The sequence below is a fragment of the Spirosoma aerophilum genome (assembly GCF_054782495.1).
Genome location: NZ_BAAGSJ010000001.1, coordinates 236,796 through 259,866 on the forward strand (window position 1 = coordinate 236,796; position 23,071 = coordinate 259,866).

Below are 23,071 nucleotides of genomic sequence, written 5' to 3' on the forward strand. Positions count from 1 at the left end.
ATCCTATTTTGCGAGACTCAAAGTTCTCTTTCGTGCATCAAATGAATGATGTCGTAGCGTATTGTGCTAGACAACTATTTGAGCCTAATGCGTACATGAAAAAGAAGGGTGGCACTAACTTTTACAAGAGACTAGATAAAGTCAGCATAACTGCCGTAACTACAAGGAAAGACAATATGGGGATTGTCCTGGTATGATTTGGCATAAAAAGGAAAAGGCAGCACAATGCTGCCAGCTCCGGGGGAATCCTACTTCGGGCACTAGTCCCTTTCAGATTCGCTACAATTATAACATAATAAATTAAGAAAAGGCTCATCCATTAGACATTTCCTCTCTCAACGCCTTCATTACCAAACGTTTTTCCCAACACTTTACCATAAATCATCGTACTCCGTTCCCAGTCTTCCTTGATGATAAGATTATATAGTTCACTCATGGATGGCGGTAGTTCATTTGCCGCCGGGTGAGGGAGAAAGGGAGTGGTTTGTTAGTTATAGCCTTTGTCTATTGTAGAGCAAGTAGTATAGAATGAATGGGAATATGCCACACTTTTGGACACCCTCCGCAGTAAAGTGTCTGCATTTTCAGATCTCGGGCGACAGGTTGCAGAGGTTAAATTTATTACTCGTCGGGTAGGTTACGAACGACACCCGAAACGCTCAGATTTGGCAGATTTTAGTTTGTGAGCCAGCATTCTTTTAACAAGCCACACTTCTGACATTAAAAGAATTATTTTAGTGCAATGACAACCACCTTATTCAGACCTGTTAGTAAAAAAGAATTAGACCTGATTGAGCAATCCGGCTGGACCAAATTTCCACCTCGATTACTTGAACAGCCCATTTTTTACCCGGTCACAAACATCGAATATGCCCGGCAAATAACGGTTGAATGGAACGTACCGGCTTACGGCAACGGATACGTGACTCAATTTGAGGTGGACAGTGCGTATTTGAAAAAGTACCAGATTGAAAACGTTGGTGGCCCCATCCATAATGAATTATGGGTTCCTGCGGAGGAACTTGACGAGTTCAATAGCCATTTAGCTGGCCTCATTAAAGTAGTGGAGTATTACGAGAAATAGCGTTTGCCGTGTCGCGGGCAACAGGACGTTAGGTCAACGAAAACAGCCCCGCCGGGCAGGCGTGTTAAAGCTCCTGAGCTGCTATTATCGGCACCCGTAGTCGTTGAATGCTTTCTTCTGTGGATAGCTTTGGTAAAGCAAGTTGAAGCTGACCACTCAAATGCCTAAGCAAAAAAACATGAGGTTTTAGAAACCTCATGGGTTCATCTCTCCCCTTCGTAAAAACGTGTCATAACTCCCGCTTTTTGTATAAGCCGTCTGGCCTGTTGGCGCCCCACCTTTGCCCTGTCAATAAACGATAACAAAACAATGGCAAAGACAATCTTCATTACCGGTGCTTCCCGTGGATTTGGGAAAATATGGGCAAAGGCCTTCTTACAACGCGGTGACAATGTGGTGGCAACGGCCCGCAGCCTGACCGACCTGACCGATCTGGCTGGGGAGTTTGGCGACCGGGTATTACCCCTACAGCTCGACGTGACCAATAAGGCGCAAACCCTGGAGGCCGTCAAAAAAGCGCATGACCATTTTGGTACGATCGATGTGCTCATCAACAATGCAGGGTATGGCGTGTTCGGAGCCGTAGAGGAAGTGTCGGAAGACGAAGCCCGCAAACAAATGGAAGTTAACTTCTTCGGCTTGCTCTGGGTAACCCAGGCAGTGCTGCCCTACATGCGGGCACAAAAAAGCGGCCACATCATTCAGGTTTCCAGCGTGCTGGGCCTGTTCACCGTGCCCACCCTGGGCTTATATAACGCATCTAAATTTGCCGTAGAAGGCCTCACCGAAACACTGGCCAGCGAAGTAAAGGAATTTGGCATTCACGTGTCCCTGGTCGAACCCAATGGATACGAAACCGAATGGGGCAGCACCTCCGCCAGTCATGCGCAGGATCTGGCGGCTTATGACAATCTGAAAGCCACCTTCCGCAGCAGCTACAATCCCGATCATTATGGCGTTCCAGCGGCAACAGTTGGCGCAATTTTACAACTGGTTGATACGCCGGAGCCTCCACTTCGCTTACTTTTAGGGAAAATTGGCTATCCGACGGCAAACGCCGTTTATGAACAACGCCTGGCAACCTGGAAAACCTGGGAAAAGGTGAGTATGGAGGCCCATGGCAAATAAGGCACGAAAGCCGCATACATATGAAAGCAGTAGGATTTAAAACATCGCTCCCCATTTCTGACGCAGCGAGTTTCATCGACGTCGACATTGTAAAACCCGTTCCATCAGGCCACCAACTACTAGTGAAGATAAACGCCGTGTCGGTGAACCCGGTAGACTTCAAGATTCGGCAGAATTCGGCGAAGGACACGGTACTGGAACAGCCCAAAATCATTGGCTGGGATGCCGCAGGCATCGTGGAAGCCGTTGGGGATGCGGTCACGCTGTTCAACGAAGGCGACGCCGTGTACTACGCGGGCGATATTACCAAACCCGGCAGCAATGCCGAATACCAGCTTATCGACGAGCGGATTGTGGGGCGCAAACCGGCTACCTTGTCCAACGAAGGCGCTGCCGCCATACCACTGACCGCCCTCACTGCCTGGGAAATCTTCTTCGACCGCATGCGCCTGTCGCCCGAGCGGGACCGGAACAAAACGCTGCTGATCATTGCGGGGGCCGGGGGCGTAGGCTCCATTGCCATCCAACTGGCCAAAAAACTACTGGATCTGCGGGTCATTGCGACGGCTTCGCGCCCTGAAAGTATTGACTGGTGTAAAAAAATGGGGGCCGATGTGGTCGTCAACCACCAAAATCTGATCGAAGAGGTTCGTAACGCCGGTTTTCATCAGGTCGACTACATCGTGGACTTCGTTGATACCAACGGCTACTGGGATAGCATGGCCGAACTTATCAAGCCACAGGGACACATTGCCTCCATCACGGGGAGTGCATCGCCCGTCGTGCTGAACAAGCTCAAGAGCAAAAGCGTCAGTTTCTCGTGGGAGTTCATGTTCACCCGCTCCACCTACCAGACCGACGACATGATCGAGCAACACCACATCCTGAACAAGGTGGCCGATCTGCTGGATGACGGGGTGCTCCAACCGACGCACACACAAACCCTGCATGGCCTGACGGCCGACAACCTGAAACAGGCCCACACGCAGCTGGAGTCGGGAACGACGATTGGCAAACTGGTCATAACGGTCTAGACATGGACAAGCTCAGCCATTATAAAACCATTTCGGAGCTGCACCAGCGAAGTCATTTTCCGCCACCGGAGCATCCGTTGCTGAGCCTGATGACGTGCCATGAATTGATGACGTATACCCTGGGCGAATCGAGATTCACGAGCGACTTTTACATGATTGCCCTGAAAAAAATAAAGTCGGGGCATGTGCTGTATGGCAATACCAAATACGACCACAACAATGGGTCGATGGTTTTTGTGAAGCCACGACAGATCATCGAGGTAAGCAATGTGCAGTTTGCCGAAAAAGGGTTCCTGATCTTTTTTCATGAGGACTACCTGACCGGCCATCACCTGCACAGTCAGATCAAGAAGTACGGCTATTTTGATTATGAGATCAACGAGGCCCTTCATCTGGCCCCTTCCGAGGAGAAAATCATGTGGGATTTGTATGAGAAAATCAGAACGGAATACGACAACAATCAGGATGAGTTCAGCCGGGAGATCATCCTCTCGCACATAGACTCCATCCTGACCTACTCCGATCGGTTTTACAAGCGGCAGTTCATTAACCGAAGCACCAACCTTTCGGGAACGACCATCCGGAAATTCCACGAACGGCTAAATCACTATTTTGAGAGCGGTCTGCTGCAAAGCCAGGGCTTGCCCTCGGTCCATCAGCTGGCCGATGAGCTATCCCTCTCTCCGCGTTATCTGAGTGATGTGCTTAAGGTAGAAACGGGGAAAACTGCGCTGGAGCACATCCATATCTACCTGGTCGACGAAGCGAAGAACAAGCTGCTTGGGTCGGACAGCAACATTGCCGAAATAGCCTATCAGCTGGGCTTCGAGAACCCGCCTTATTTTACCCGGCTGTTTAAAAAAATGGTGGGCGTAACCCCTATGCAATACAAAGAGCAGTCGTTAAATTAGTAAGCTGGGTGGGTGGTGAGCTGGCCGTTGTCAGTCAACCACCCACCCTGCTTATTCTTGTATGTATTTGCTTTAGGTAACGAATTCACGTTTTTAACACTGTAGCAGCCAAATGATCTACATCACTCAGTTAATTTACCTCAAAGAAGGTCAGGAGTCCGTATTTCAGCAGTTTGAGGATATTGCGATTCCCGCCATCGCCAATTACAATGGTCAGCTTTTGCTGCGCGTGCGGCCATCGGATTCCGCCTTTGTGGAACATCAGATCGACAAGCCCTACGAAATACACCTCGTAGAATTCGACTCAGAACAGGATTTTACTAACTTCATGCACGATGAAGAGCGGAAGAAGTTTCTGCACCTTAAAGAACAATCCATCGAGGCCTCAGTATTGATCAAGGGAACAAAATTATAAGGGCGAACGGTACACCGAATCCGCTAAAAACGGCCTGCCTTCATCGGCAATCTGCGGTATAAAGGAGATCGCAGTTTGCCCGCAATGATACCGCCCATGACAACCTATACATCAAAAATTGGCCCTGAATTAGCGATTCCTGTATTTGTCCTGCTCGGCTCAACAGGACTGCTGATGAGCTATGAAAAAATCTGGTCGGGACTGCTGGTTATCGTGCTCGTGAGCCTGTTCATAGGCCACATGTTCCTGACGACGTATTATCAGATTGACGGACAAAACTTACGCATCAGGTGCGGCTTTCTGGTCAATCAATCCATTGACATTACTACCATCAGGACGATTACGGAAACCCGTAACCCGATGAGTTCACCGGCCATATCCATCGATCGGCTTGAGATCGCCTACAACAAATTCGATAGTGTCCTTGTCTCGCCCAGAGATAAAACGGGATTCATCCAGGCGTTGAAAGCCGTGAAGGCGGGTATCGATGTGACGCCAAAAAAGGGGAACAATCGGTAAGCCCCAAACGCAGCGCATCGATCGTCGGTCTGCCAGCCGTGTCCGATTGACCGGCCCTGAACACCCAATCAGGCAGCCACCTGCCAGGCCGAATTCTCCGCAAAAGACACGTCGGGTAGCCAGCAGGGATGGGTGTTGGTTTTGGATAAGATATCCGAGAATTGCGTAATATGTTCCGAATCATCTACCAGCCAATAGCTGTAGGAACGTAATAGTAAATAAATACTCAGGGCCAGTTCCGGGCTGGCCAGTACGGTTTCGGGCTGTAGGTTACCATCCCACTGCAAGGCCGACGACCAGTCCTTCAGCGTGGTTCGGGCTTCTTCTTTTGCCGGACGCAGCGTATTTTGCGTAAGCGGCTGCCCTTCCTCGATGTCGTAGGGATAGACAACCGTTAGTCGTATGGATGTATCTGCCTGATCGGCCAGCCAATGGCGAAGGCGTTGAGCCGAATCTGCGGAGCAATCTGTTAAATAAATAGCCGTTTTCATAGACACCGTCTGGAGTTACTTGACACACCAAAAATAGGCGTCTCCGGAACGGCATCTGATGAGCAAGCTTAACCCGAAGCCTGATTCTCGTCATGCAGGGGCCATTACCAGTTGGCCCGGCGTAGTTTGGCAGGCTGCAGTACCCGAATACCGGCACTAGTCAGCTCTACCAGTCCATCGTGTTTAAACTCACTCAGCGTACGAATCAACGACTCGGTCGCTGTGCCAATGATGGCCGCCAGATCGTCGCGCGAAAGCTGGATGATGGCATCCGGCTGCTGGTCGTGCAACCGAAGCAGCGTATCCGCCACGCGTCGGCGCAGCGAACTGTAAGCCATGTTCAGCAGCTGTTTTTCGCGCTCGCTCACGTGCCCGGCCAGCAACTTGATAAACTGCTGCCCCACTTCGGGATTGGCCAGCAGCAGTTGCCGGAAATCTTCTTTCGGGATATACACCAGTTCGGTGTCTTCCATGCTTACCGCCGAGTCGGTGTATTCGGAGTTTTCGAGCAGCGGCAGATAGCCGAAGAAATCACCCGCGTTATAGAGTCCCGTAATTAGCTCCTTGCCGTCGACGTTGGTGCGAACGGTTTTCACTTTCCCTGCTTTCAGAAAATACAGTCGGGTTGGTTCGTCCCCTTCCGTATAAACAAACTGCTTTTTTCGGATCGAATGGGTCTTGCGATCGGTCGATAAACTTTCCAGATTGCCAACCTGACGGGCATCGTCCAGGAACTCGTTGAGTCCATCCTGCTGGAGGTTATAATCCGTTTTGGTGAATTGCGGCCCCACGTTTTGAAAGCGGTTCAATCGCCCTTCGATGGCGCTCAACAGTTCAGACTCGTCGAACGGTTTGGTCAGGTAGTCGTCGGCGCCCAGTTCCATGCCTTTGCGAAAGTCGGTGCGTTCACTTTTGGCCGTCAGGAAAATAAACGGGACACCCGATAACTGGGGATTTTTATTAAAAATATGCAGCACCCCGTAGCCATCCAGAACCGGCATCATGATGTCGCAGATAACCAGATCAGGCCGACTTTCGAGGGCTCTTTCCACGCCAACTTTGCCATTTTCGGCGGTAATGACCTTATAACCCGTCAGTTCCAGGATTTCGGCGGTATTCTCACGAATGGCTTCGTTGTCTTCAATCAGCAGTATGCTTTTCATAAGGTAGCAGTAATGTAACGGTCGTACCCTTGTTTAATTCACTCCGGAGATCGACAGTCCCCCCCATCAACTCAATGTAACGAGCCACGATGTGCAGCCCCAGCCCGGTACCGGGTTTATTAATGGCATTTTGTGCCCGAAAAAACCGCTCAAACAGATGTTCCTGATCTTCGGCCGAAATACCAATGCCGTGATCGGCGACGGATACGTGTATACCCCGATCGGCACAGTCGCATTGCACGCTGATCTCCGAATTTTCGTCGGAGTATTTACTAGCGTTCGTTAGTAAGTTAACGAGAACTTTTCGCAATAATGACGGATCGAGCCAAACCCGTTCCACACAGTTGATCTGTAACTCGATCACCTGGCCCGCCTTCAGAACACTGTTGATTTCGGCGACGACATCCCGAATGAGCTGAGGCAGATCGACCAGTACCGGGCGGGCGGCTATCTTCCCTTCTTCGAGCTTGCCGACCGATAAAAATTCTTCCAGAATATCGTTCAGATGCTTAACCGATGACCGTATACGCTGAAGGTGTTTTGCCCGTTTTTCCTGCTGATCGTTGTCCGTATATTTTTCAATCAGCGTAGCCGACGTCAGTACGGTCGTCAGCGGTGTGCGGAACTCATGCGAGGCCATTTCCACAAATCGGGACTTTAACTCACCCAGCTCCCGTTCGGCCTCCAGTGCTTTGGCCAGTTCGTCTTTCGATTGTTCCAGTTGATCGAGGGTGTTCATCAGGGCGTGGGTGCGGTCGGCTACTTTTTGCTCCAGAGCCGTATTTAGCCCCTCAATACGGTCGCGGTGGGCGATTAGCTCGCGTTCCGCTTCCTTTTTAAACGTAATATCGATGATGTAGGAAACGGCATAGAACTCCTCGTCCAGCTGGAAATAGCTCAGGCTTATTTCCGTGGGAAATACCGAGCCATCTTTCCGGCGAGCTTTCAAGTCGCGGTTATGACCCATTTCGCGAACCTGCGGGTTAGCGGCAAACGACTGCCGAAGCCGTTCGTGGTACTTACTGACGTTGGTAGGCACCAGTATGTCAATGGGTTGCCCGATGAGTTCATTGCCGGGGTAGCCAAACAGTTGCCGGGTCATTTGATTGATCGACACGATGCGCCCCCGCTGATCGGCAACAATGATTCCGATGGTAGCATGGTTAAATACGGCTTCGTAGCGCTGCACACTCTGCTTCAGCTCCTGTTCGGCCTGGTGAAGCCGCCCCTGGTTGGTCAGGTGCACCAGAAAGTAATCCGACGTATCTGCCGATCCTTCATCGGCAAGCGCCGTGATGACCAGCCGGCTCCAGAACGGTGTTCCATCCTGCTGCTGCCGCTGAACCTCCTGCTCATACCGGCCCTTTTCGCGAACCTGACTAATCAGGGTCGATTGGGGATCGTCGGAATAGGGATTGAGAAATATCGATTTAGACCAGGTTACATTGGCTATAAATTCAGCCTCTGTTGCAAACCCCAGCATGCGGGCACCTGCTTTATTGACCCGCGCGAACTGTTCTGTGTCAACATCATAGAGACCAATGAAGTCTTCACTCTGTTCGAAAAGCAGCTTTGTTAACCGATTAGAGGAAAGATCCGGAAGCATAAGAAGCGGTCAGAATGGCCAGAGGAATATACTCTGATTTGATTGGGAAGGTAAAGCTTTTAATCAAATATGTCCATAACACACATAGATTAACTTTTTGAAGGATTAATTCATAAAGCACTACGTTACAAAAGTGATTACTTTTCTTTTGTTTCGATCTACTGAACAACTGCTTTTACTCTCCAAAACATAAGTTTAAAGAACCCTTAATATACTGAGCCTGGATGCCATTATCCTTTACAGGACACGGCTTTCAGTATATATGTTAAAAATCAGGTTGCCTTTTGATACCCATCATATAGTTTCCCTATTCGTTTTGTCAACTTTACAACCAATTAGCGGTATAACACCATCCGGCAGAACGGCCATCGGACGTATTGATCATGGAACTGAAAACACATCACCCTATTCTGATTCCCGCCAAAACGGCTGTCCTGCTGGCCTTTCTGCCACCTGCCAGCCGTGAGAATAGTGTATTATCAACACTCATCGACATCCTGCAACAGAAATTCAAAGAATCGATTCGAATTTTAAAAATCGACGAAACCATCCACCCCGACGTCATGCAGAGCTTTTCGGTAAAGCAGTTACCCACCTTTGTCCTTGTGCAACAGGGCATTGAGGTATGGCGGCAGGAAGGCCATTCAGAGGAGTCGGCAAGTCAATAAGTTGGTAAGTCGATAAGTCGGTAAGTCAGTAAGTTGGTAAGTCGATAAGTCGGTAAGTCAGTAATTCAGTAAGTCAGTAAGGGGGTTGCCCGTGCGGTCGCTGACGCAGGAAAGCAATACGTAGACGCAGCCACTAACTTACCAACTTAGGCGAAGCCATACTTACCGACTTACCGACTTACTGACTTACCGACTTACTGACTTACTGACTTACCAACTTACCAACTTACCAACTTAGGCGAAGCCACACTTACCAACTTACCGACTTACTAACTTACCGACTTACCAACTTAGGCGAAGCCACACTTACCAACTTTGGCGAAGCCGCTTCCCCCCTTCCACCCAGAGAACCCCCGCCAGCGACAGGCCGATGCAACGGGCCAGATCAAGTCCCGCCAATTGATCGAATTGCGCCAGTTGCCGGGCTGAAGGCACAAAGAGAAAGATAGTCAGCATCAATAACGTTAGCCCCATCATAAGCCACAGCAGGGAATTGGGCCGCCGAAAGGTTGTCAAAACCGACGCCCGCTCCGAGCGGCTCACCAGCGTAAGCCACACATTGCTCAGCACCAGCGTTGTAAAGGTCATTGTCCGTACCTGATCCTGTGAATGCCCTGCCTGCATCGTCCAGTAATACACGCCCAGCGTAGCCAGCGCAATGGCCAGTCCCTGCAAAATCTTAAAGCTTAACTCCCTCCAGGTAAAGAACGTGGCGGATAGTGGCCGGGGCGGCTGCTGCATCAGATTCCGTTCGGCAGGTTCGTTCTCGAAGGCGATCGAGCAGGTCGGCCCCATGACCAGTTCCAGAAAAATAACGTGTACCGGACTAAAAATATTCACGTATTGCCAGCTGAAGAGCAACGGAACAGCTACTGTCAGGATGATGGGGATATGAATGGACACGATATACCCCACTGCCCGTTTCAGGTTCTGATAAATAAGCCGCCCCTGGGCAATGGCATCCACCATACCGCTCAGGTCATCGTTGACCAGCACCAGCGAAGCCGCCTGTTTGGCCAGCTCCGTACCGCGCTTACCCATGGCCACACCAATATGGGCCGCTTTGAGCGCCGGTCCGTCGTTCACGCCATCACCCGTCATGGCCACAACTTCACCCACTGCTTTGAGCGCCCTGATCACGCGCAGTTTGGCTTCGGGAAACATCCGGGCAAATACATTAACCCTTCTCACTTCCTGCTGTAGTTGCTCATCCGACAACGCCATCACCGTATCGCCAGTCAGTACTTGATGGGCGTCGGGCATAGCGACCTGACGGGCTATGGCCCGGGCCGTTTCGGGCGAATCGCCGGTAATCATCTTAACCGCAATCCCTGCCATACCAAACTGTTCAATAACGTGTTTCGCATTGGGCTTGGGTGGGTTTTCCAGCGCAACCAGCCCTTTGAAAACCCAGTTAAAATCGTCCTGTTCGGCCGGGTAGGTATCCCCTTCCCATTCGCTCGCAGCTACCCCCAGCACCCGGTACCCTTGCTCTGCCAGTTCATTCGCCTGGCTGCGTAGCGGGTTTGCTTCGGCTTCAGACAACCGGCACACGCGGAGGATTCGCTCCACGGCCCCTTTACCCGCTACCCGCCTATGGCCATCATCGAGGGCGTACACGTGGGTCATCATAGGGGGCGTTCCACCGAGCGGGTACTCATAGGTAATGGCTACCGGTTTCGTTGCCTGTTCATCAACGATCTGCTGGTACGCCACCACAATTGCCCGCTCCATAGCGTCGAAGGGCTCGGGTTCACTGGCCCAGCGAGCATAAGCCAGAACATCCCGCGCCGACGGGGATAAAGACCTGTTGAGCGGCACAACGGCCTGGGCATGGACATCGTAGAGCATCGCCAGGGTCATTCCTTCCTGCGTGATGGTCCCCGTTTTATCCGTACAGATCACCGAAGCCGAGCCTACACTCTCGACCGTCTGGGGCTGTTTGGTGAGCACGCCAAAACGGATCATTCGAGCCGCACCCAGCGCCATAAAACTGCTGAAAGCCACCGGTATTTCTTCGGGCAGTACCGACATGGCGATGGTCAGCCCCAGCAATAAGGACGTGGCCCAGTCGCCGGAACGGGCAAAATTAATTCCCCAGACCAGCGCAAACGCTCCGAAACCGGCAAAGGCCATGCGCGTGACAAACTGGCTGATCTGCTGTTGAAGGGGTGTTTTCTCGACGTTGATGCTCCGAAGGGACTGGCCCAGCTTACCCAGTTCGGTGGCTTTGCCAATGGCCGTTATACACACATAGGCGCTGCCGGATGCCAGGAGTGTACCGGCAAAAAATCGGTCTGTTTCGGGCGTTGTTTTAGCGACCGGCACAGACTCTCCGGTCAGAATAGCCTCATCCACCGAGCAGTCATTGGCCTGTACTAAGACGCCATCGGCAGGCACGGTTTGCCCTTCGGTAAGCCAGACGGTATCACCAACAACAATATCCGCGATGGCCACCAGTGCAATCTGTCCATCGCGAAGGACGGACACGGTTGGTTGGGTCAGCTGACGAAGTGCCCCCAGCGCCCGGTCACTCCGCACGGCCTGAAATACAGAAATACCCGATACGATGACCATGGCCACACCCAACACAATGCCCTCCTGCCACTGACCCAAAAGGCCATACAGCAAACTGGCAACCGCCAGCAGTATAAACATGGGTTCGGAGACGACCTCAATCAATAATCGCCAGCCAATTGGCTTGTCCTCTGTTTCTGCTTGATTGGGGCCATACTGTTTTCTGGCCGCTTCGACCTGAGCGGCCGATAGCCCCGTCAGTGGGTGAGTCGATGAAAGAGTCTTGTTGTCAGGCATGATTGGCTTGAACGATTGAGTGCTCTAAGTTCAGCCAGCCTGACAGGTAACTAACTGACTTCTGAGGGTGAACAAGCTGATATTCGTCACGTTACGACACAGCCACCCCGTTAGCCAATCAACAAAATCTAATGAGCGCCTTTTACGGACACCAGCGCAGAAGGGTTGCTATGACAAACCGGGATGGTGTGGCCAGCCTTATCCGTTTGGGTTGGCCTGTAAATGCCCCGTCCAACCAGCAGGAGACCCAGCAGCACCGTGGTGATGGGCATGAAGAGCGTAAATCGACGACGGAGCGATGCGGAAAATAAGTTGGGGACCAACCGGACGGATAGCAGTGCCGGAACCGTTCCGAGACCAAACAATCCCATATAAACTGCCCCCATTGCCGTACTACCCGTTGTAACGGCTCCTGCCAGGGCTACGTACACAAAGCCGCAGGGTAACAGGCCATTCAGGAAACCCAATCCGGCAAAGGCGGGCAACGTAGGATTTTGCAGAAAACGGGTCATGGGCTGAACGACCCATCTAGTGGCCCGGCTCATCGTCAACCCCGGAAATACGCCCCGGTTCACCAAAGTCCAGACGAGCAGAAACAGACCGGCGGCAATCGAAACGGGTCGTTGTAAACCGGCCAGCAGAAGTCCCTGACCGAGCGTACCCATCAGCAACCCCAGACTGGCGTAGGCTAGTACGCGGCTGCCCTGATACAACCCGATGGCCAGTCCGCGCTGCGAATGGGGTAAACGCCCTACCGGCATAGCCATCGCCAGCGGGCCACACATGCCCACGCAGTGCAAACTTCCCACCAGACCTGTCGTCAGCGCAGCGACCCACCACAATGTGTTCATCAATACGAGTGTTTACAAAAACAGATCCTGTTCGGTATAGTAATCCCGCTGGCCGTCGGTCCAGGTTAGCTGAACCCGCCAGTAACCCCGCGCCAGATCGGCCGTAGACACCAACTGTTGACCCCTTGACGGGACATCGACCGGCACGATAAAGTCCAGCTTACGATCAGAGGGCCGATAAAAGCGAATATCGCCGGTGCGGAGCATCTTCGGCAGGGCAATGGTAAACTGCTGTTTGCTGGCGACGAAGTCCATCGCTACAGGCTCCTGCCGACGGGCATTGGCTACCCGTTCAATTTGCTGCTGGTAGGCCATTTCGGTCTGGTAATAATCGTCGCGTACCAGATCGACACTCTGGCGGGTCATCTTATACACCATGGTGCCGATGAAACCCGCAAATAGGACAAAGGTCAGAACAATTGATTTTCCCCAGTTCATGATGGTGAAAGAGTGAAAGAGTGAATGGCGAAAGAGTGAAAGAGCGAGAGAGTGAAAGGGCGAAAAGGCTAACGCGTCAACGATCTGGGGCGTCAGCCCTTCCGCTCTTTCACTCTTTCATTCTTTCGCTCATTTAGTGTACCGGTCCTAAAAAAGTTGTCTTGATCTGCTCCACCACCTTATTATCGACGAGTATGTCAATCTGGAGCGGTGTGCTGTTTTGCTGGATGGCTTTTTCGGGCAGGTTAATAAAAAATGTTCCTTCGGCCAGTTCTCCCGCCGGAATGACGGAAAGCGGTTGAACGAAGACCAGCCTGGCATCGGGTCGGTTCAGGCGAAACTTCAGGGGTATTGGCTTGTAGGTTTTGTTGACAATCTCGACCAGATAGAGGTTCGATACCTTCCCCCCCGCTTCCCGCTGAAACAACTGCCCCGGTGCCCGGAGGATGGTAGCATCCAGCACCGGACGGCTGATGAGCATAAACCCAATAACGCTTAACAAAACCACGAGTACCCCGGTATAGGCCATAATTCGACCCGTAAACCGGAAAGGTTTTCCCTGCTCGATACCCAACTGTGAGTCCATACGGATCAGGCCCGCGGGCCGGTTGATCTTGTGCATGATGTCGTCGCAGGCATCTACGCACAGCGTACAGTTGATACATTCCAGCTGCGTGCCATTGCGTATATCGATACCCGTCGGACAAACCTGCACGCAGAGCTTACAGTCAATGCAGTCGCCTTTAGGGGATGAGCCTGTAGTGATAGGCAGCGGAATCAGGCTATTCTTCACGCCTGATTCTTTCACTTTCTTCCCGCGTGGCTCGCCCCGGATAAAATCATAGGCGACAATGAGGGAATTTTTATCGAGCAATACCCCTTGTAATCGTCCATAAGGGCAAATCGTCGTACAAACGATTTCGCGCAGCCGGGCAAAAACGAGGTAGAACACACCCGTAAAGACAAGCATGGACGCCAGTCCGCCCAAATGGTCGCCCGGATTGTCGGTAATCAATGTAGCCCACTGGTCACGGCCAATGATATAGGCCAGAAACGTATTACTGATGGCAAACGCAATGAGGAGAAAAGCCGCGTGTTTGAAGGTCTTCTTGACAACTTTTTCGGTTGTCCAGGGTCCGGCATCCAGCCGTTGACGGGCGGTATAATCGCCTTCGATCAATACTTCGATCTTCCGGAAGATCATTTCCATGAAGATCGTTTGCGGACAGGCCCAGCCGCACCACACGCGCCCGTACAGCACCGTAAACAGGATAACGAAGACGATGAAGGTAATCAGCCCAAAGGCAACCAGATAAAAGTCCTGCGGCCAGAAGGTGACGCCAAAGAAGATGAACCGGCGTTCGAGGACGTTGAACATGAACAACGGATGCCCATCAACCCACACGAACGGCCCGGCAAACAGGCACACCAGTAACACCACCGCCACCACCGTACGCCAGCGGGTAAAACGGCCCGTGACACGACGCGGGTATAGCCACCGCCGACCGCCCGATGCATCGGACGTGGGCAGGACATTGCGAAAATTGGCTGGAGGGGGCACTACGTTGACACTCATATTTTTAAGATAAACGCCCCAGATGCGTTGACACATCCGGGACGTTCTACGTTGATAGGGTTGCTTTTGTTACCGCATGGCTACCGGTGCGGCTCCGGCTTCTTTTTCACCCTGCGGCTCTTTTGCCCCGGCGGGGTTTGTACCCTGCAGCGACAGTATATAGCTGGCTACCTGCTGAACCTGCAGCGGGTTGAGCTGCTTTTTCCAGGAAATCATGCCCTTCTCGGGAACGCCTTCGGTAATGGTATGGAAAACGGATTTTACGTTACCGCCATGCAGCCAGTAAACGTCCGTCAGGTTCGGCCCAACCTTCCCTTCGCCATTGGCACCGTGGCAGGCCACGCAGTACTGTGCAAAGAGCGTTTTTCCGGATTCGATACCTTTGGCATCTTTCACGAGGGTAACGGTATTTTCGTTGATGGAACCCGCTACTTTGCTGATGTAAGCCTCGCGCTCTTTATCGGCAATGGCCATTTCCTGAGTGTATTCTTTGACCATAGTGTCGCCCGAACCGATGATGTGGTAGGCGAACAGGTAGATCGCGGCAAAGACAATAGTGCTGTAGAACAGCCACATGAACCAAGGTGGCGTTGGGTTGTCGAGTTCGGCAATGCCGTCGTAAGCGTGTTCCATAATCAGCTCTTTTTCCTGACTAATGGGTTTCATGCCCGTTACTTTTTGCCAGAACGTGCGCGTATCAGCTACCTTGTCGGCTTCGCTACCCAATGCTTTTCTGAGCACCAGCAGCATATAGAGCGCGACAAAGCCAACCAGCACCATGCCGACCAGAAGGATCATGGCCAGCGAGATCATCAATAAATCCTGACCCGACGTGAGCGACCAGATCGATGGCGTTGGGTCCAGAGCCAGAAGCCCGCTTGTAAGTACTATAACTAAGTTCATGGAGAAGAATGGTGTTATTCGGTTGGCGAATCGTCGAGCGGCATTTGACTCATCTGCTTGACGTAGGACTTATCAACCAGAAACAGATACAGACCGACCAGGACAAAAAAGACGAAGAAGGTCAGAAACGAGCCGACCATATACACATCAGCACCGGGTATTTTGGAGATAAATTGTTTGAACATGAGAGTTTAGTCAGTAAGTTGGTAAGTCAGTAAGTTGGTAAGTGGCTCGTGCCTGTCGTATCAATGCATCAGCCACTTACTGACTTAGGCAAAGCCGCTTACCGACTTACTGACTCATTACTATTTTTCCATTTTCTTAATATCTGTTCCGAGCCGTTGGAGATAGGCGATCAGGGCCACGATCTCTTTGTCGGAACCGACCTTGATGCCGTCTTTACCCAGTTGGTCGCTCACTTCTTTGGCCTGCTTTTCCAGTTCTACGTTGGCATTGTAGACCGTGAAGTCAGAGTATGGAACACCTACTTTACGCAGCGCATTCAGCTTATCGGAGGTGTTCGAGATGTCGAGTTTCTGCTCCAGCAACCAGGGATAGGCAGGCATAATCGAGCCCGGCGACATGGATGTTGGGTCGCGCATGTGGTGGTAATGCCAGGAGTTGGGGTACTTACCGCCCAGGCGGTGCAGGTCGGGTCCGGTACGCTTACTGCCCCACAAAAACGGGTGGTCATACACAAATTCGCCCGCTTTCGAATACTCGCCATAGCGTTCTGTTTCTGAGCGGAACGGGCGCACCATCTGGCTGTGGCAGTTTACGCAGCCCTCCCGGATGTAGAGGTCGCGACCCTGCACTTCCAGCGCGGTATAGGGCTGCACCGCCGAAATGGTAGGCACATTGGAGCGCACCATGAAGGTCGGGATCAGCTCAATCAGCGAGCCGATCAGGATAACCACCAGTGAGCCGATCAGCAGCGGAATGGGCTTCCGTTCGAACCAGCGGTGCCAGTAGGTGTCGCTGCCGGTGGGTGTATACGCAACTTCCAGAGCGGGGGCTTCGGCGGCTTCGTTGGCAACCAGCTTACCGGCGGCCATCGTTTTGAAAAGGTTGTATCCCATCAGGATAGCGCCGAGCAGATAGAAGGTACCCCCCACGGCCCGCATCCGGTGCATCGGCAGGAGCTGCAGCGTCGTTTCGAGGAAGTTCGGGTATTTCAGAACCCCTTCGGGCGTAAACTCTTTCCACATCATACCCTGCGTGAAGCCGGATATGTACATCGGAACAGCATAGAACAGAATCCCCAGCGTACCGACCCAGAAGTGAACGCCCATCAATTTTTTCGAGTACAGTTCCGTGCGGTACATGCGGGGAATGAGCCAGTACAGGACAGCAAACACCAGGAAGCCATTCCAGCCCAGCGCACCTACGTGAACGTGCGCCACAATCCAGTCGGTGAAGTGCGCAATGGCATTCACGTTCTTGAGCGACAGCAGCGGCCCTTCGAAGGTGGCCATACCGTAGGCGGTGACGCCCACGACCATAAATTTCAGGATGGTATCTTCCCGCACTTTATCCCAGGCACCCCGCAGCGTGAGCAGCCCGTTGATCATGCCGCCCCAGGAAGGTGCAATGAGCATGATGGAGAAGACCGTTCCCAGCGATTGCGCCCAATCGGGCAGCGACGTATAGAGAAGGTGGTGCGGACCGGCCCAGATATACAGAAATATGAGCGCCCAGAAGTGAAGAATCGATAGTTTATAAGAGTAAACGGGGCGGTTCGCCATTTTGGGCAGGAAGTAATACATCAGCCCCAGGAACGGCGTGGTCAGGAAGAACGCTACCGCATTGTGGCCATACCACCACTGCACCAGCGCATCCTGAACCCCTGCATACAGGTAATAACTTTTAAATAAGCTAACCGGCATCTCGAACGAGTTGACAATGTGCAGCACGGCAATGGTCACGAACGTAGCGATGTAAAACCAGATGGCTACGTAGAGGTGACGCTCCCGGCGCTTGATGATGGTACCGAACATATTGATACCAAATACCACCCAGATCAGCGTAATGGCAATGTCGATGGGCCATTCCAACTCGGCATATTCGTGGGAGGTCGTCAAACCCAGGGGCAGCGTGATGGCGGCCGACACAATGATGGCCTGCCAGCCCCAGAAGTGAATTTTACTTAACAGATCGCTGAACATTCGGGCTTTGCAGAGCCGTTGCAGCGAATAATAAACGCCCATAAAAATGGCGTTGCCCACAAAGGCGAAAATGACCGCGTTCGTGTGCAGGGGCCGAATCCGGCCGAAGGTGGTGTACTGGTTGCCGAGGTTGGCAGCGGGTGCAAACAACTGACTGGCAATCAGAACACCAACCAGCATACCAACAACACCCCAGATGATGGTGGCGACGGCAAAATTTCGAACGATGGTGTTGTCGTAGGCAAAGTACTCCACCGGTGGAGTTGATGATTTGCCAAGCTGGGTTCGATCAGCGGAAATAATTGTAGGCGGTTTCTGCGAAACATTCATAGCGGTAACAGACTGTTAAACGGGGGTATCAGTAGAGGCATTGGTTGGTTCGTTGTCTTCGAGCAGCATGCGCATGGACGGCGTGTACAAATCGTCCTGCTGTCCGCTGCGCATCGACCACAGAAAAGCGCCAAGGAACCCCATGGCCATCAGCAGACTAATACCGATCATAAAGAAGATAATGTGCATACCCGTAAGCGTTTGGTGGCTCAAAAGTGCGGGTAATCTGATGGGCAACGTATGAGATTCGTCAGCTCGATACTTGATAATATTCAGGCCGAAACATGACTAATAAATCTCAGTTTTCAAGCTGACAGCCGTCAGCAATCGGCCCGCCGGAAGGGGCTACTTTTACCGCCGGAATGTGCTACTCTTTCCGCTTTTGTGCCCTGCCCAGTCTACCTAATCATGCATTGCCAGCCACGATCGGGCAGGCACTGATTCGCCTGCGGAATGTCCTGAAACTTCATTTAATCCATTCACTTACCGCCCCCATTCTTACACGGGCTCATCTTTACCAATGATCATTCTCGCTTTTTTTCTGGCGCACTGGTACCTGTCAGTACTGATGCAGACACTATTCCTCCACCGTTATGCGGCTCATCAGATGTTTACCATGAGCCCCGGCTGGGAGAAAGTATTTTACATACTAACCTTTATCGGGCAGGGGTCGTCCTTTTTGAGCCCACGCGCCTACGGTATCATGCACCGGCTGCACCACGCCCATGCCGACACCGAAAATGACCCGCACTCACCCGACTACTCGAAGAATTTGATGGATATGATGTGGAAAACCCGCATCTATTATAACGACATCCTGAACAACCGCGACTCCATTCCGGCGAAGTTCAAAAAAGGGGTACCCAACTGGCCGTTTATGGAATGGCTTGGTGATCGATGGCCGGTGCGGCTTGCCTGGGGCACGGCCTATACGCTGTTTTATATCCAGTTTGCGCCCTCCCCCTGGTTCTTTCTGCTGTTGCCCATTCACTTTTTTATGGGGCCGGTTCACGGAGCCATCATCAACTGGTACGCGCACCGCTATGGTTATGTTAACTTCGAAGTGAACGATACGGCCAAAAACCTGCTGCCCTTCGATTTTCTGATGATGGGCGAATCGTACCACAACAATCACCACAAATACGGCGGCCGGGCTAATTTTGGTGGGTTTCGCTGGCACGAATTCGATCCAGCCTACCCGCTTTTACGTATTCTCAATGCCCTCAGGATTGTGAAGTTGCGCACAGGGCGCGACGAAGCGTATATGTAAACGACTGTGGCGCGGGTACTGATACCCGCGCCACAGTCGTTTACATGCCATCGATACCGCCCCTTCATTCCACGGCGACATGCCTGCGCATGGGCTGGAGTTTCCAGTAGGTGAGTGAACGCCAAAGCCACTCGAACGGGCCAAACAGAAAATACTGCAACCAGATGGGCGACACGATGAGCTGGAATACCCACACCCCGGCGACTACGTAATATAACTCATGAAAGGCCATCTTGCCGTAATAACCCAGCCCGTAGCCGTGGAAAATCAGCGTACAGATAATCGACTGCATCAGGTAATTGGTAAAGGCCATTTGACCTACCGCCGTCAGCGCCCGCATGAGCCAGGGCAGCAGTTGGGAGCGATAGACTAATAGCAACAAACTCGCGTGGCCCAGGGCCAGCAAGACCCGCCGTATGTCGTACACCTGAAAGGGGATGGTTCGGTAATTGTCGACGACCTGCCCCGCATGTTGTGTCCACGCTACCTGTGCCTGTGTGTAAAACCAACTGATCGGCAGGCCCAGCCCGTAGCCAATGAGCAGTGTGACGACGTAGGTGGAGGTCGATAGTTTATTGGCGAAAAACCCCCACCCCAGCAGGGCCATGCCAATGAACATCATCAGGAGCATATCCCAACTGCCGTAATAGGTGTAGAACGTTTCGGATGAGCTGTTTTCCGGCAGTAAATGCATAAAAACGGTGCCGTAGCCGGAGCGCATTTTGGTTAGCTCTTTCGCGTCTTTTTTAGGGTCCGGCTTGAACCCCTTCTCGAATTTCTCCCAGGCGCTTTTGGCTTCTTTCTGCGCATCGGTCAGTTTTTTATGTGCTTTCTCCTGCTTCACCGCTTCCAGATAACCCGCCCGGTTTGTCCGTAGCTCACTGTACCACAATTCTGTACGGATGGAGTTCAGCCCCATGCACACAACGGCCAGGGCGATCAGCCAGCCCGCTTTTAGTCGGCGAAAAGGGTATAGGATCATGCCGCACAAGCCATAAAAGAACAGAATATCGCCACGCCAGAGAAACACATAGGCATTGATGACCCCGAACAAAACCAGCCACAACAGCCGCCGGTAGTAATACTCGGCTACGGTCGGTCCATTGACCTGTTCGCGCTTATTCTGGGTGAAGAGTATCATACCAGCCCCAAACAGCATGGAAAATAAGCCGCGCATCGTCCCTTCAAACCCTACCCCTACCACCTCGAAGGCATAAAAGTCAGGCCCGGTCGGATTATTCATCAATCGGTTAAAGCCCGATCCCAGGAAGCCGAATCCGGGAATATTCATCATCAGAATACCCAGCAGGGCCAGGCCCCGGATCAAATCAATCGTTTCGATACGCTCGGCTTTGGCCACCGGTTGGGGAGCCGCCGGTGCCGCAAGAACATCCTGATCGTCGGTAGGTACGTTCGCCTTCAGGCCCGGTATGGCGGTGTCGGCGGTTATTTGTAAAGTAGGGTTGGTTTCCATCGGATGAGGTCGTTAGCGGTCGGTCAGGAAAGAACGGGGTTGATTTGTGCAGACTTTTCGGTCAATCGCATGAGCGGCCGGCGGTCGTAGGTCAGTGAGCGCCAGAGCCATTCGAGCGGGCCAAACCGGAAGCTTCTCAGCCAAACGAGACTAAAGACGATCTGGAGCAACCACACCTCCGCCACCACGATATACAGCTGATACAACTTCAGGTCGCCAAAATAACCCAAACCGTAGCCGTAGAAAAACAGGGTACAGAGCACACTCTGCATCAGATAGTTGGTAAAAGCCATCTGCCCGACGGCCCTCAACGCCCTCCACAACCACATGCCAACTCCGACCCGGTACGCCAGCAGGACAAGACTGGCCCAGCCAATGGCCGAAAACGCCCGCTCAAAGGGCATGAGCACATTGGCAACCGGCAGGCTGGCACCGCTGATATAGTTCGTAAAATCAACCACTTCGAGTTCGTGAGAAGGCAACGAAAGCCAGGCCATTGCCTGCCCGATCAGGAGCCCGCCAAGTGCCAGAACTGTGTACTGCCGGGCGGTGAGCTGATTGGAGAAAAAGCCCCATTTGAAGAGAGCCATTCCCAGCAGCATCATGGAGAGAACGTCCCAGATGCCTATCTGGTAGAAAAAGGGGGCCTCCATGTGTTTGATTTTAGGCAACTGATGGGTCCAGACGGTGGCGTAGTCGGAGCGCATCGCCCGCACGTCGGCTTTATCGGCTTTGCTGTCGTACCGGTGTTCTTTTACCAGACCCTCCCAGGCTGACTTATCATCTTTCTGTTCATCGGTGAGCTTTACTTTCCTGTTCTTTTTTTCGAGGGCCGCTATCGGCAAAAATTTTTCGTACTTCTGCTTCTGCTCGGCAAACTGCCAGTAGAGTTTTCCACTTAAGATCAACCCCGCCACAACGGCGCACACCAGCAAGGCTCTTGGGGATAGCCGGATGAATGGAAAGAGAAAAATGCCCATGATGCCATAATGAAAAAGAATATCGTAGTGCCACAGTAAACCCCAGGCATTGACGAGTCCGAAAACGATGAGCCACAGCTGCCGCCGGATGAATAATTCGGGGGCAGCCATTCCTGAACCGCTGCGTGTTTTGGCCAGAAACAGGATGATCCCGGCCCCAAATAACATGGAGAACAGGGCGCACATCTTGTGTTCGAACAGTACATGCACCAGTGTCAGCAGCCAGTAATTACCCCCGTGAGGATTTCGAATGAGCTGATTCAGGCTGGCATCGGTAAGGCCGAATGCCTGTATATTCATGAGCAGGATACCGAGCAGGGCAACACCCCGCAGTATATCCAGTGTGTGGATGCGTTCAGCCGGAACAACGGGTTGAACAGCCAGGGCAGACTCATCCGGCGGGCGAGAGCGTGAAGCTTCCATTTCGTGTCGTGGGGTAAAGAGGGCGATTCGGTAGTTGATTGGTTATCAAGACAATATGACAACTTAACCGTTATCTCTGCTCAACACTTTAGTAAACGGTAGCAAAGCACCTAAACCTAACCGTCTCGGTGTTCAATCCATTTCTGTATGGCAGAAAAATGCGGTGGCAAGAACAACAAACGTCATCCGCACCACCGCACTCAATACGTAGTAAGCCAACCTATTGAACCGACCAAATCAGTCAGGGATGAACGTGAACTCGGGGTAGCCGTACAGTTCATATTTCACGTTGGTGACAACGTCAGGAAAAACTGCCGTAGCCGTGTTTCGATAACAGGCGTTGTACACCAAAATGCTGCCTTTGGTAAAGGGCATAAAGTCGGCGCTGCCGGTTTTATAGGCAAAACCGTATTTTTTATTCACCCCGCTCGACTGGTTGTTGACACTGATGACGTACTTTTTGTTGGCCGTCAGCGACAGAGACTCAACATCGTTCAGGGTTAGTTTATCAGGTGCGGTTTGTTCGATCGTCTTTTGACGAAGGACGGCCTTTGTATCGAAGTCCCACACAATAATCCGGTATGAACCCGGCTCCGGCATTTTACTACCTACCTGTGTCAGCTTTCCCGCCACCGACGAGCTAAAGACCACACCCAACTCCCAGGGGCCCGAGGTACGCGTACCCGACGTAATGGAACTTTCGGAACTGATAAAGTTGGTGATTGAGTTTTCGGTTGGTTTTACGGTTTCTTTAGTCGAGCAACCGATCATGCTGGCAACGCCAAGCAGCAATCCAAACGTTAATGATGTTCTCATGATTTAGATAAA

Annotated in this window: 22 protein-coding genes; 8 read left to right on the forward strand and 14 right to left on the reverse strand. The window is 52.1% G+C overall.

Features of this window, described 5'->3' with window-relative positions; translation table 11 throughout:
* Positions 1–742: 742 nt before the first annotated feature.
* The 6 genes from ACYVK4_RS00945 (at position 743) to ACYVK4_RS00970 (ending at position 5,091) form a co-directional block, all read left to right on the forward strand.
* Positions 743–1,084 (forward strand): hypothetical protein, encoded by a 342-nt coding sequence (locus ACYVK4_RS00945; RefSeq protein ID WP_461125610.1) that lies wholly within the window; start codon positions 743–745, stop codon positions 1,082–1,084.
* A gap of 309 nt (positions 1,085–1,393) precedes the next feature.
* Positions 1,394–2,212, forward strand: coding sequence for an SDR family NAD(P)-dependent oxidoreductase (locus ACYVK4_RS00950; RefSeq protein WP_461125611.1), 819 nt, complete (start codon positions 1,394–1,396; stop codon positions 2,210–2,212).
* A gap of 20 nt (positions 2,213–2,232) precedes the next feature.
* On the forward strand, positions 2,233–3,246 hold the full coding sequence (locus ACYVK4_RS00955; RefSeq protein WP_461125612.1) for a zinc-binding alcohol dehydrogenase family protein: 1,014 nt from the start codon (positions 2,233–2,235) through the stop codon (positions 3,244–3,246).
* Positions 3,247–3,248: 2 nt separating this feature from the next.
* Positions 3,249–4,157, forward strand: a complete 909-nt coding sequence (locus ACYVK4_RS00960; protein WP_461125613.1) for a helix-turn-helix domain-containing protein — start codon at positions 3,249–3,251, stop codon at positions 4,155–4,157.
* Between the two features lie 112 nt (positions 4,158–4,269).
* Entirely contained in the window at positions 4,270–4,572 is a 303-nt protein-coding gene (locus ACYVK4_RS00965; RefSeq protein ID WP_461125614.1) for a DUF1330 domain-containing protein, read from the forward strand.
* Positions 4,573–4,668: 96 nt separating this feature from the next.
* A complete protein-coding gene (locus ACYVK4_RS00970) occupies positions 4,669–5,091 on the forward strand; it encodes a PH domain-containing protein (protein WP_461125615.1) in 423 nt (140 codons plus the stop codon).
* Between the two features lie 68 nt (positions 5,092–5,159).
* Here the strand turns inward: ACYVK4_RS00970 and ACYVK4_RS00975 are convergent, their stop codons facing one another.
* From ACYVK4_RS00975 to ACYVK4_RS00985, 3 genes are all read right to left on the reverse strand, one after another.
* Entirely contained in the window at positions 5,160–5,582 is a 423-nt protein-coding gene (locus tag ACYVK4_RS00975; RefSeq protein WP_461125616.1) for a hypothetical protein, read from the reverse strand.
* Between the two features lie 104 nt (positions 5,583–5,686).
* The gene (locus ACYVK4_RS00980) at positions 5,687–6,745 is read right to left on the reverse strand and encodes a response regulator (RefSeq protein WP_461125617.1); all 1,059 of its coding nucleotides are present in this window, start codon (positions 6,743–6,745) and stop codon (positions 5,687–5,689) included.
* The gene (locus ACYVK4_RS00985) at positions 6,723–8,351 is read right to left on the reverse strand and encodes a sensor histidine kinase (RefSeq protein WP_461125618.1); all 1,629 of its coding nucleotides are present in this window, start codon (positions 8,349–8,351) and stop codon (positions 6,723–6,725) included. The genes ACYVK4_RS00980 and ACYVK4_RS00985 overlap by 23 nt, the downstream gene beginning before the upstream one ends.
* Before the next feature lie 383 nt (positions 8,352–8,734).
* Here ACYVK4_RS00985 and ACYVK4_RS00990 point away from each other — a divergent pair, with 383 nt between their 5' ends.
* On the forward strand, positions 8,735–9,019 hold the full coding sequence (locus ACYVK4_RS00990) for a thioredoxin domain-containing protein (protein WP_461125619.1): 285 nt from the start codon (positions 8,735–8,737) through the stop codon (positions 9,017–9,019).
* 306 nt (positions 9,020–9,325) lie between these two features.
* Here the strand turns inward: ACYVK4_RS00990 and ACYVK4_RS00995 are convergent, their stop codons facing one another.
* From ACYVK4_RS00995 to ccoS, 8 genes are all read right to left on the reverse strand, one after another.
* A complete protein-coding gene (locus ACYVK4_RS00995) occupies positions 9,326–11,833 on the reverse strand; it encodes a cation-translocating P-type ATPase (protein ID WP_461125620.1) in 2,508 nt (835 codons plus the stop codon).
* Positions 11,834–11,961: 128 nt separating this feature from the next.
* Positions 11,962–12,684: a sulfite exporter TauE/SafE family protein gene (locus ACYVK4_RS01000; RefSeq protein WP_461125621.1), complete on the reverse strand. Its 723-nt coding sequence runs from the start codon at positions 12,682–12,684 to the stop codon at positions 11,962–11,964.
* Between the two features lie 12 nt (positions 12,685–12,696).
* Positions 12,697–13,122 carry a FixH family protein gene (locus ACYVK4_RS01005; protein ID WP_461125622.1) on the reverse strand — a complete coding sequence of 142 codons (426 nt, stop codon included), beginning with the start codon at positions 13,120–13,122 and terminating at the stop codon, positions 12,697–12,699.
* A 133-nt stretch (positions 13,123–13,255) separates the two neighbouring features.
* A complete protein-coding gene (gene ccoG, locus ACYVK4_RS01010; RefSeq protein WP_461125776.1) occupies positions 13,256–14,698 on the reverse strand; it encodes a cytochrome c oxidase accessory protein CcoG in 1,443 nt (480 codons plus the stop codon).
* Positions 14,699–14,767: 69 nt separating this feature from the next.
* Positions 14,768–15,601 carry a cbb3-type cytochrome c oxidase N-terminal domain-containing protein gene (locus tag ACYVK4_RS01015; protein WP_461125623.1) on the reverse strand — a complete coding sequence of 278 codons (834 nt, stop codon included), beginning with the start codon at positions 15,599–15,601 and terminating at the stop codon, positions 14,768–14,770.
* 14 nt (positions 15,602–15,615) lie between these two features.
* Entirely contained in the window at positions 15,616–15,786 is a 171-nt protein-coding gene (locus ACYVK4_RS01020) for a hypothetical protein (RefSeq protein ID WP_461125624.1), read from the reverse strand.
* A 120-nt stretch (positions 15,787–15,906) separates the two neighbouring features.
* Positions 15,907–18,096 carry a cytochrome-c oxidase, cbb3-type subunit I gene (gene ccoN, locus ACYVK4_RS01025; RefSeq protein WP_461125625.1) on the reverse strand — a complete coding sequence of 730 codons (2,190 nt, stop codon included), beginning with the start codon at positions 18,094–18,096 and terminating at the stop codon, positions 15,907–15,909.
* Between the two features lie 15 nt (positions 18,097–18,111).
* Complete coding sequence (gene ccoS, locus ACYVK4_RS01030; RefSeq protein ID WP_461125626.1) at positions 18,112–18,285, reverse strand: cbb3-type cytochrome oxidase assembly protein CcoS; 174 nt, start codon at positions 18,283–18,285, stop codon at positions 18,112–18,114.
* A 331-nt stretch (positions 18,286–18,616) separates the two neighbouring features.
* On the opposite strand from ccoS, the gene ACYVK4_RS01035 reads away from it, so the two are divergent.
* Positions 18,617–19,366, forward strand: a complete 750-nt coding sequence (locus ACYVK4_RS01035; protein ID WP_461125627.1) for an acyl-CoA desaturase — start codon at positions 18,617–18,619, stop codon at positions 19,364–19,366.
* Positions 19,367–19,430: 64 nt separating this feature from the next.
* Here ACYVK4_RS01035 and ACYVK4_RS01040 read toward each other — a convergent pair whose 3' ends face one another.
* From ACYVK4_RS01040 to ACYVK4_RS01050, 3 genes are all read right to left on the reverse strand, one after another.
* Positions 19,431–20,840, reverse strand: coding sequence for a DUF418 domain-containing protein (locus ACYVK4_RS01040; RefSeq protein WP_461125628.1), 1,410 nt, complete (start codon positions 20,838–20,840; stop codon positions 19,431–19,433).
* A gap of 23 nt (positions 20,841–20,863) precedes the next feature.
* Positions 20,864–22,243, reverse strand: a complete 1,380-nt coding sequence (locus ACYVK4_RS01045; RefSeq protein WP_461125629.1) for a DUF418 domain-containing protein — start codon at positions 22,241–22,243, stop codon at positions 20,864–20,866.
* A 237-nt stretch (positions 22,244–22,480) separates the two neighbouring features.
* On the reverse strand, positions 22,481–23,059 hold the full coding sequence (locus ACYVK4_RS01050) for a DUF4082 domain-containing protein (RefSeq protein WP_461125630.1): 579 nt from the start codon (positions 23,057–23,059) through the stop codon (positions 22,481–22,483).
* Between the last annotated feature and the right edge of the window lie 12 nt (positions 23,060–23,071).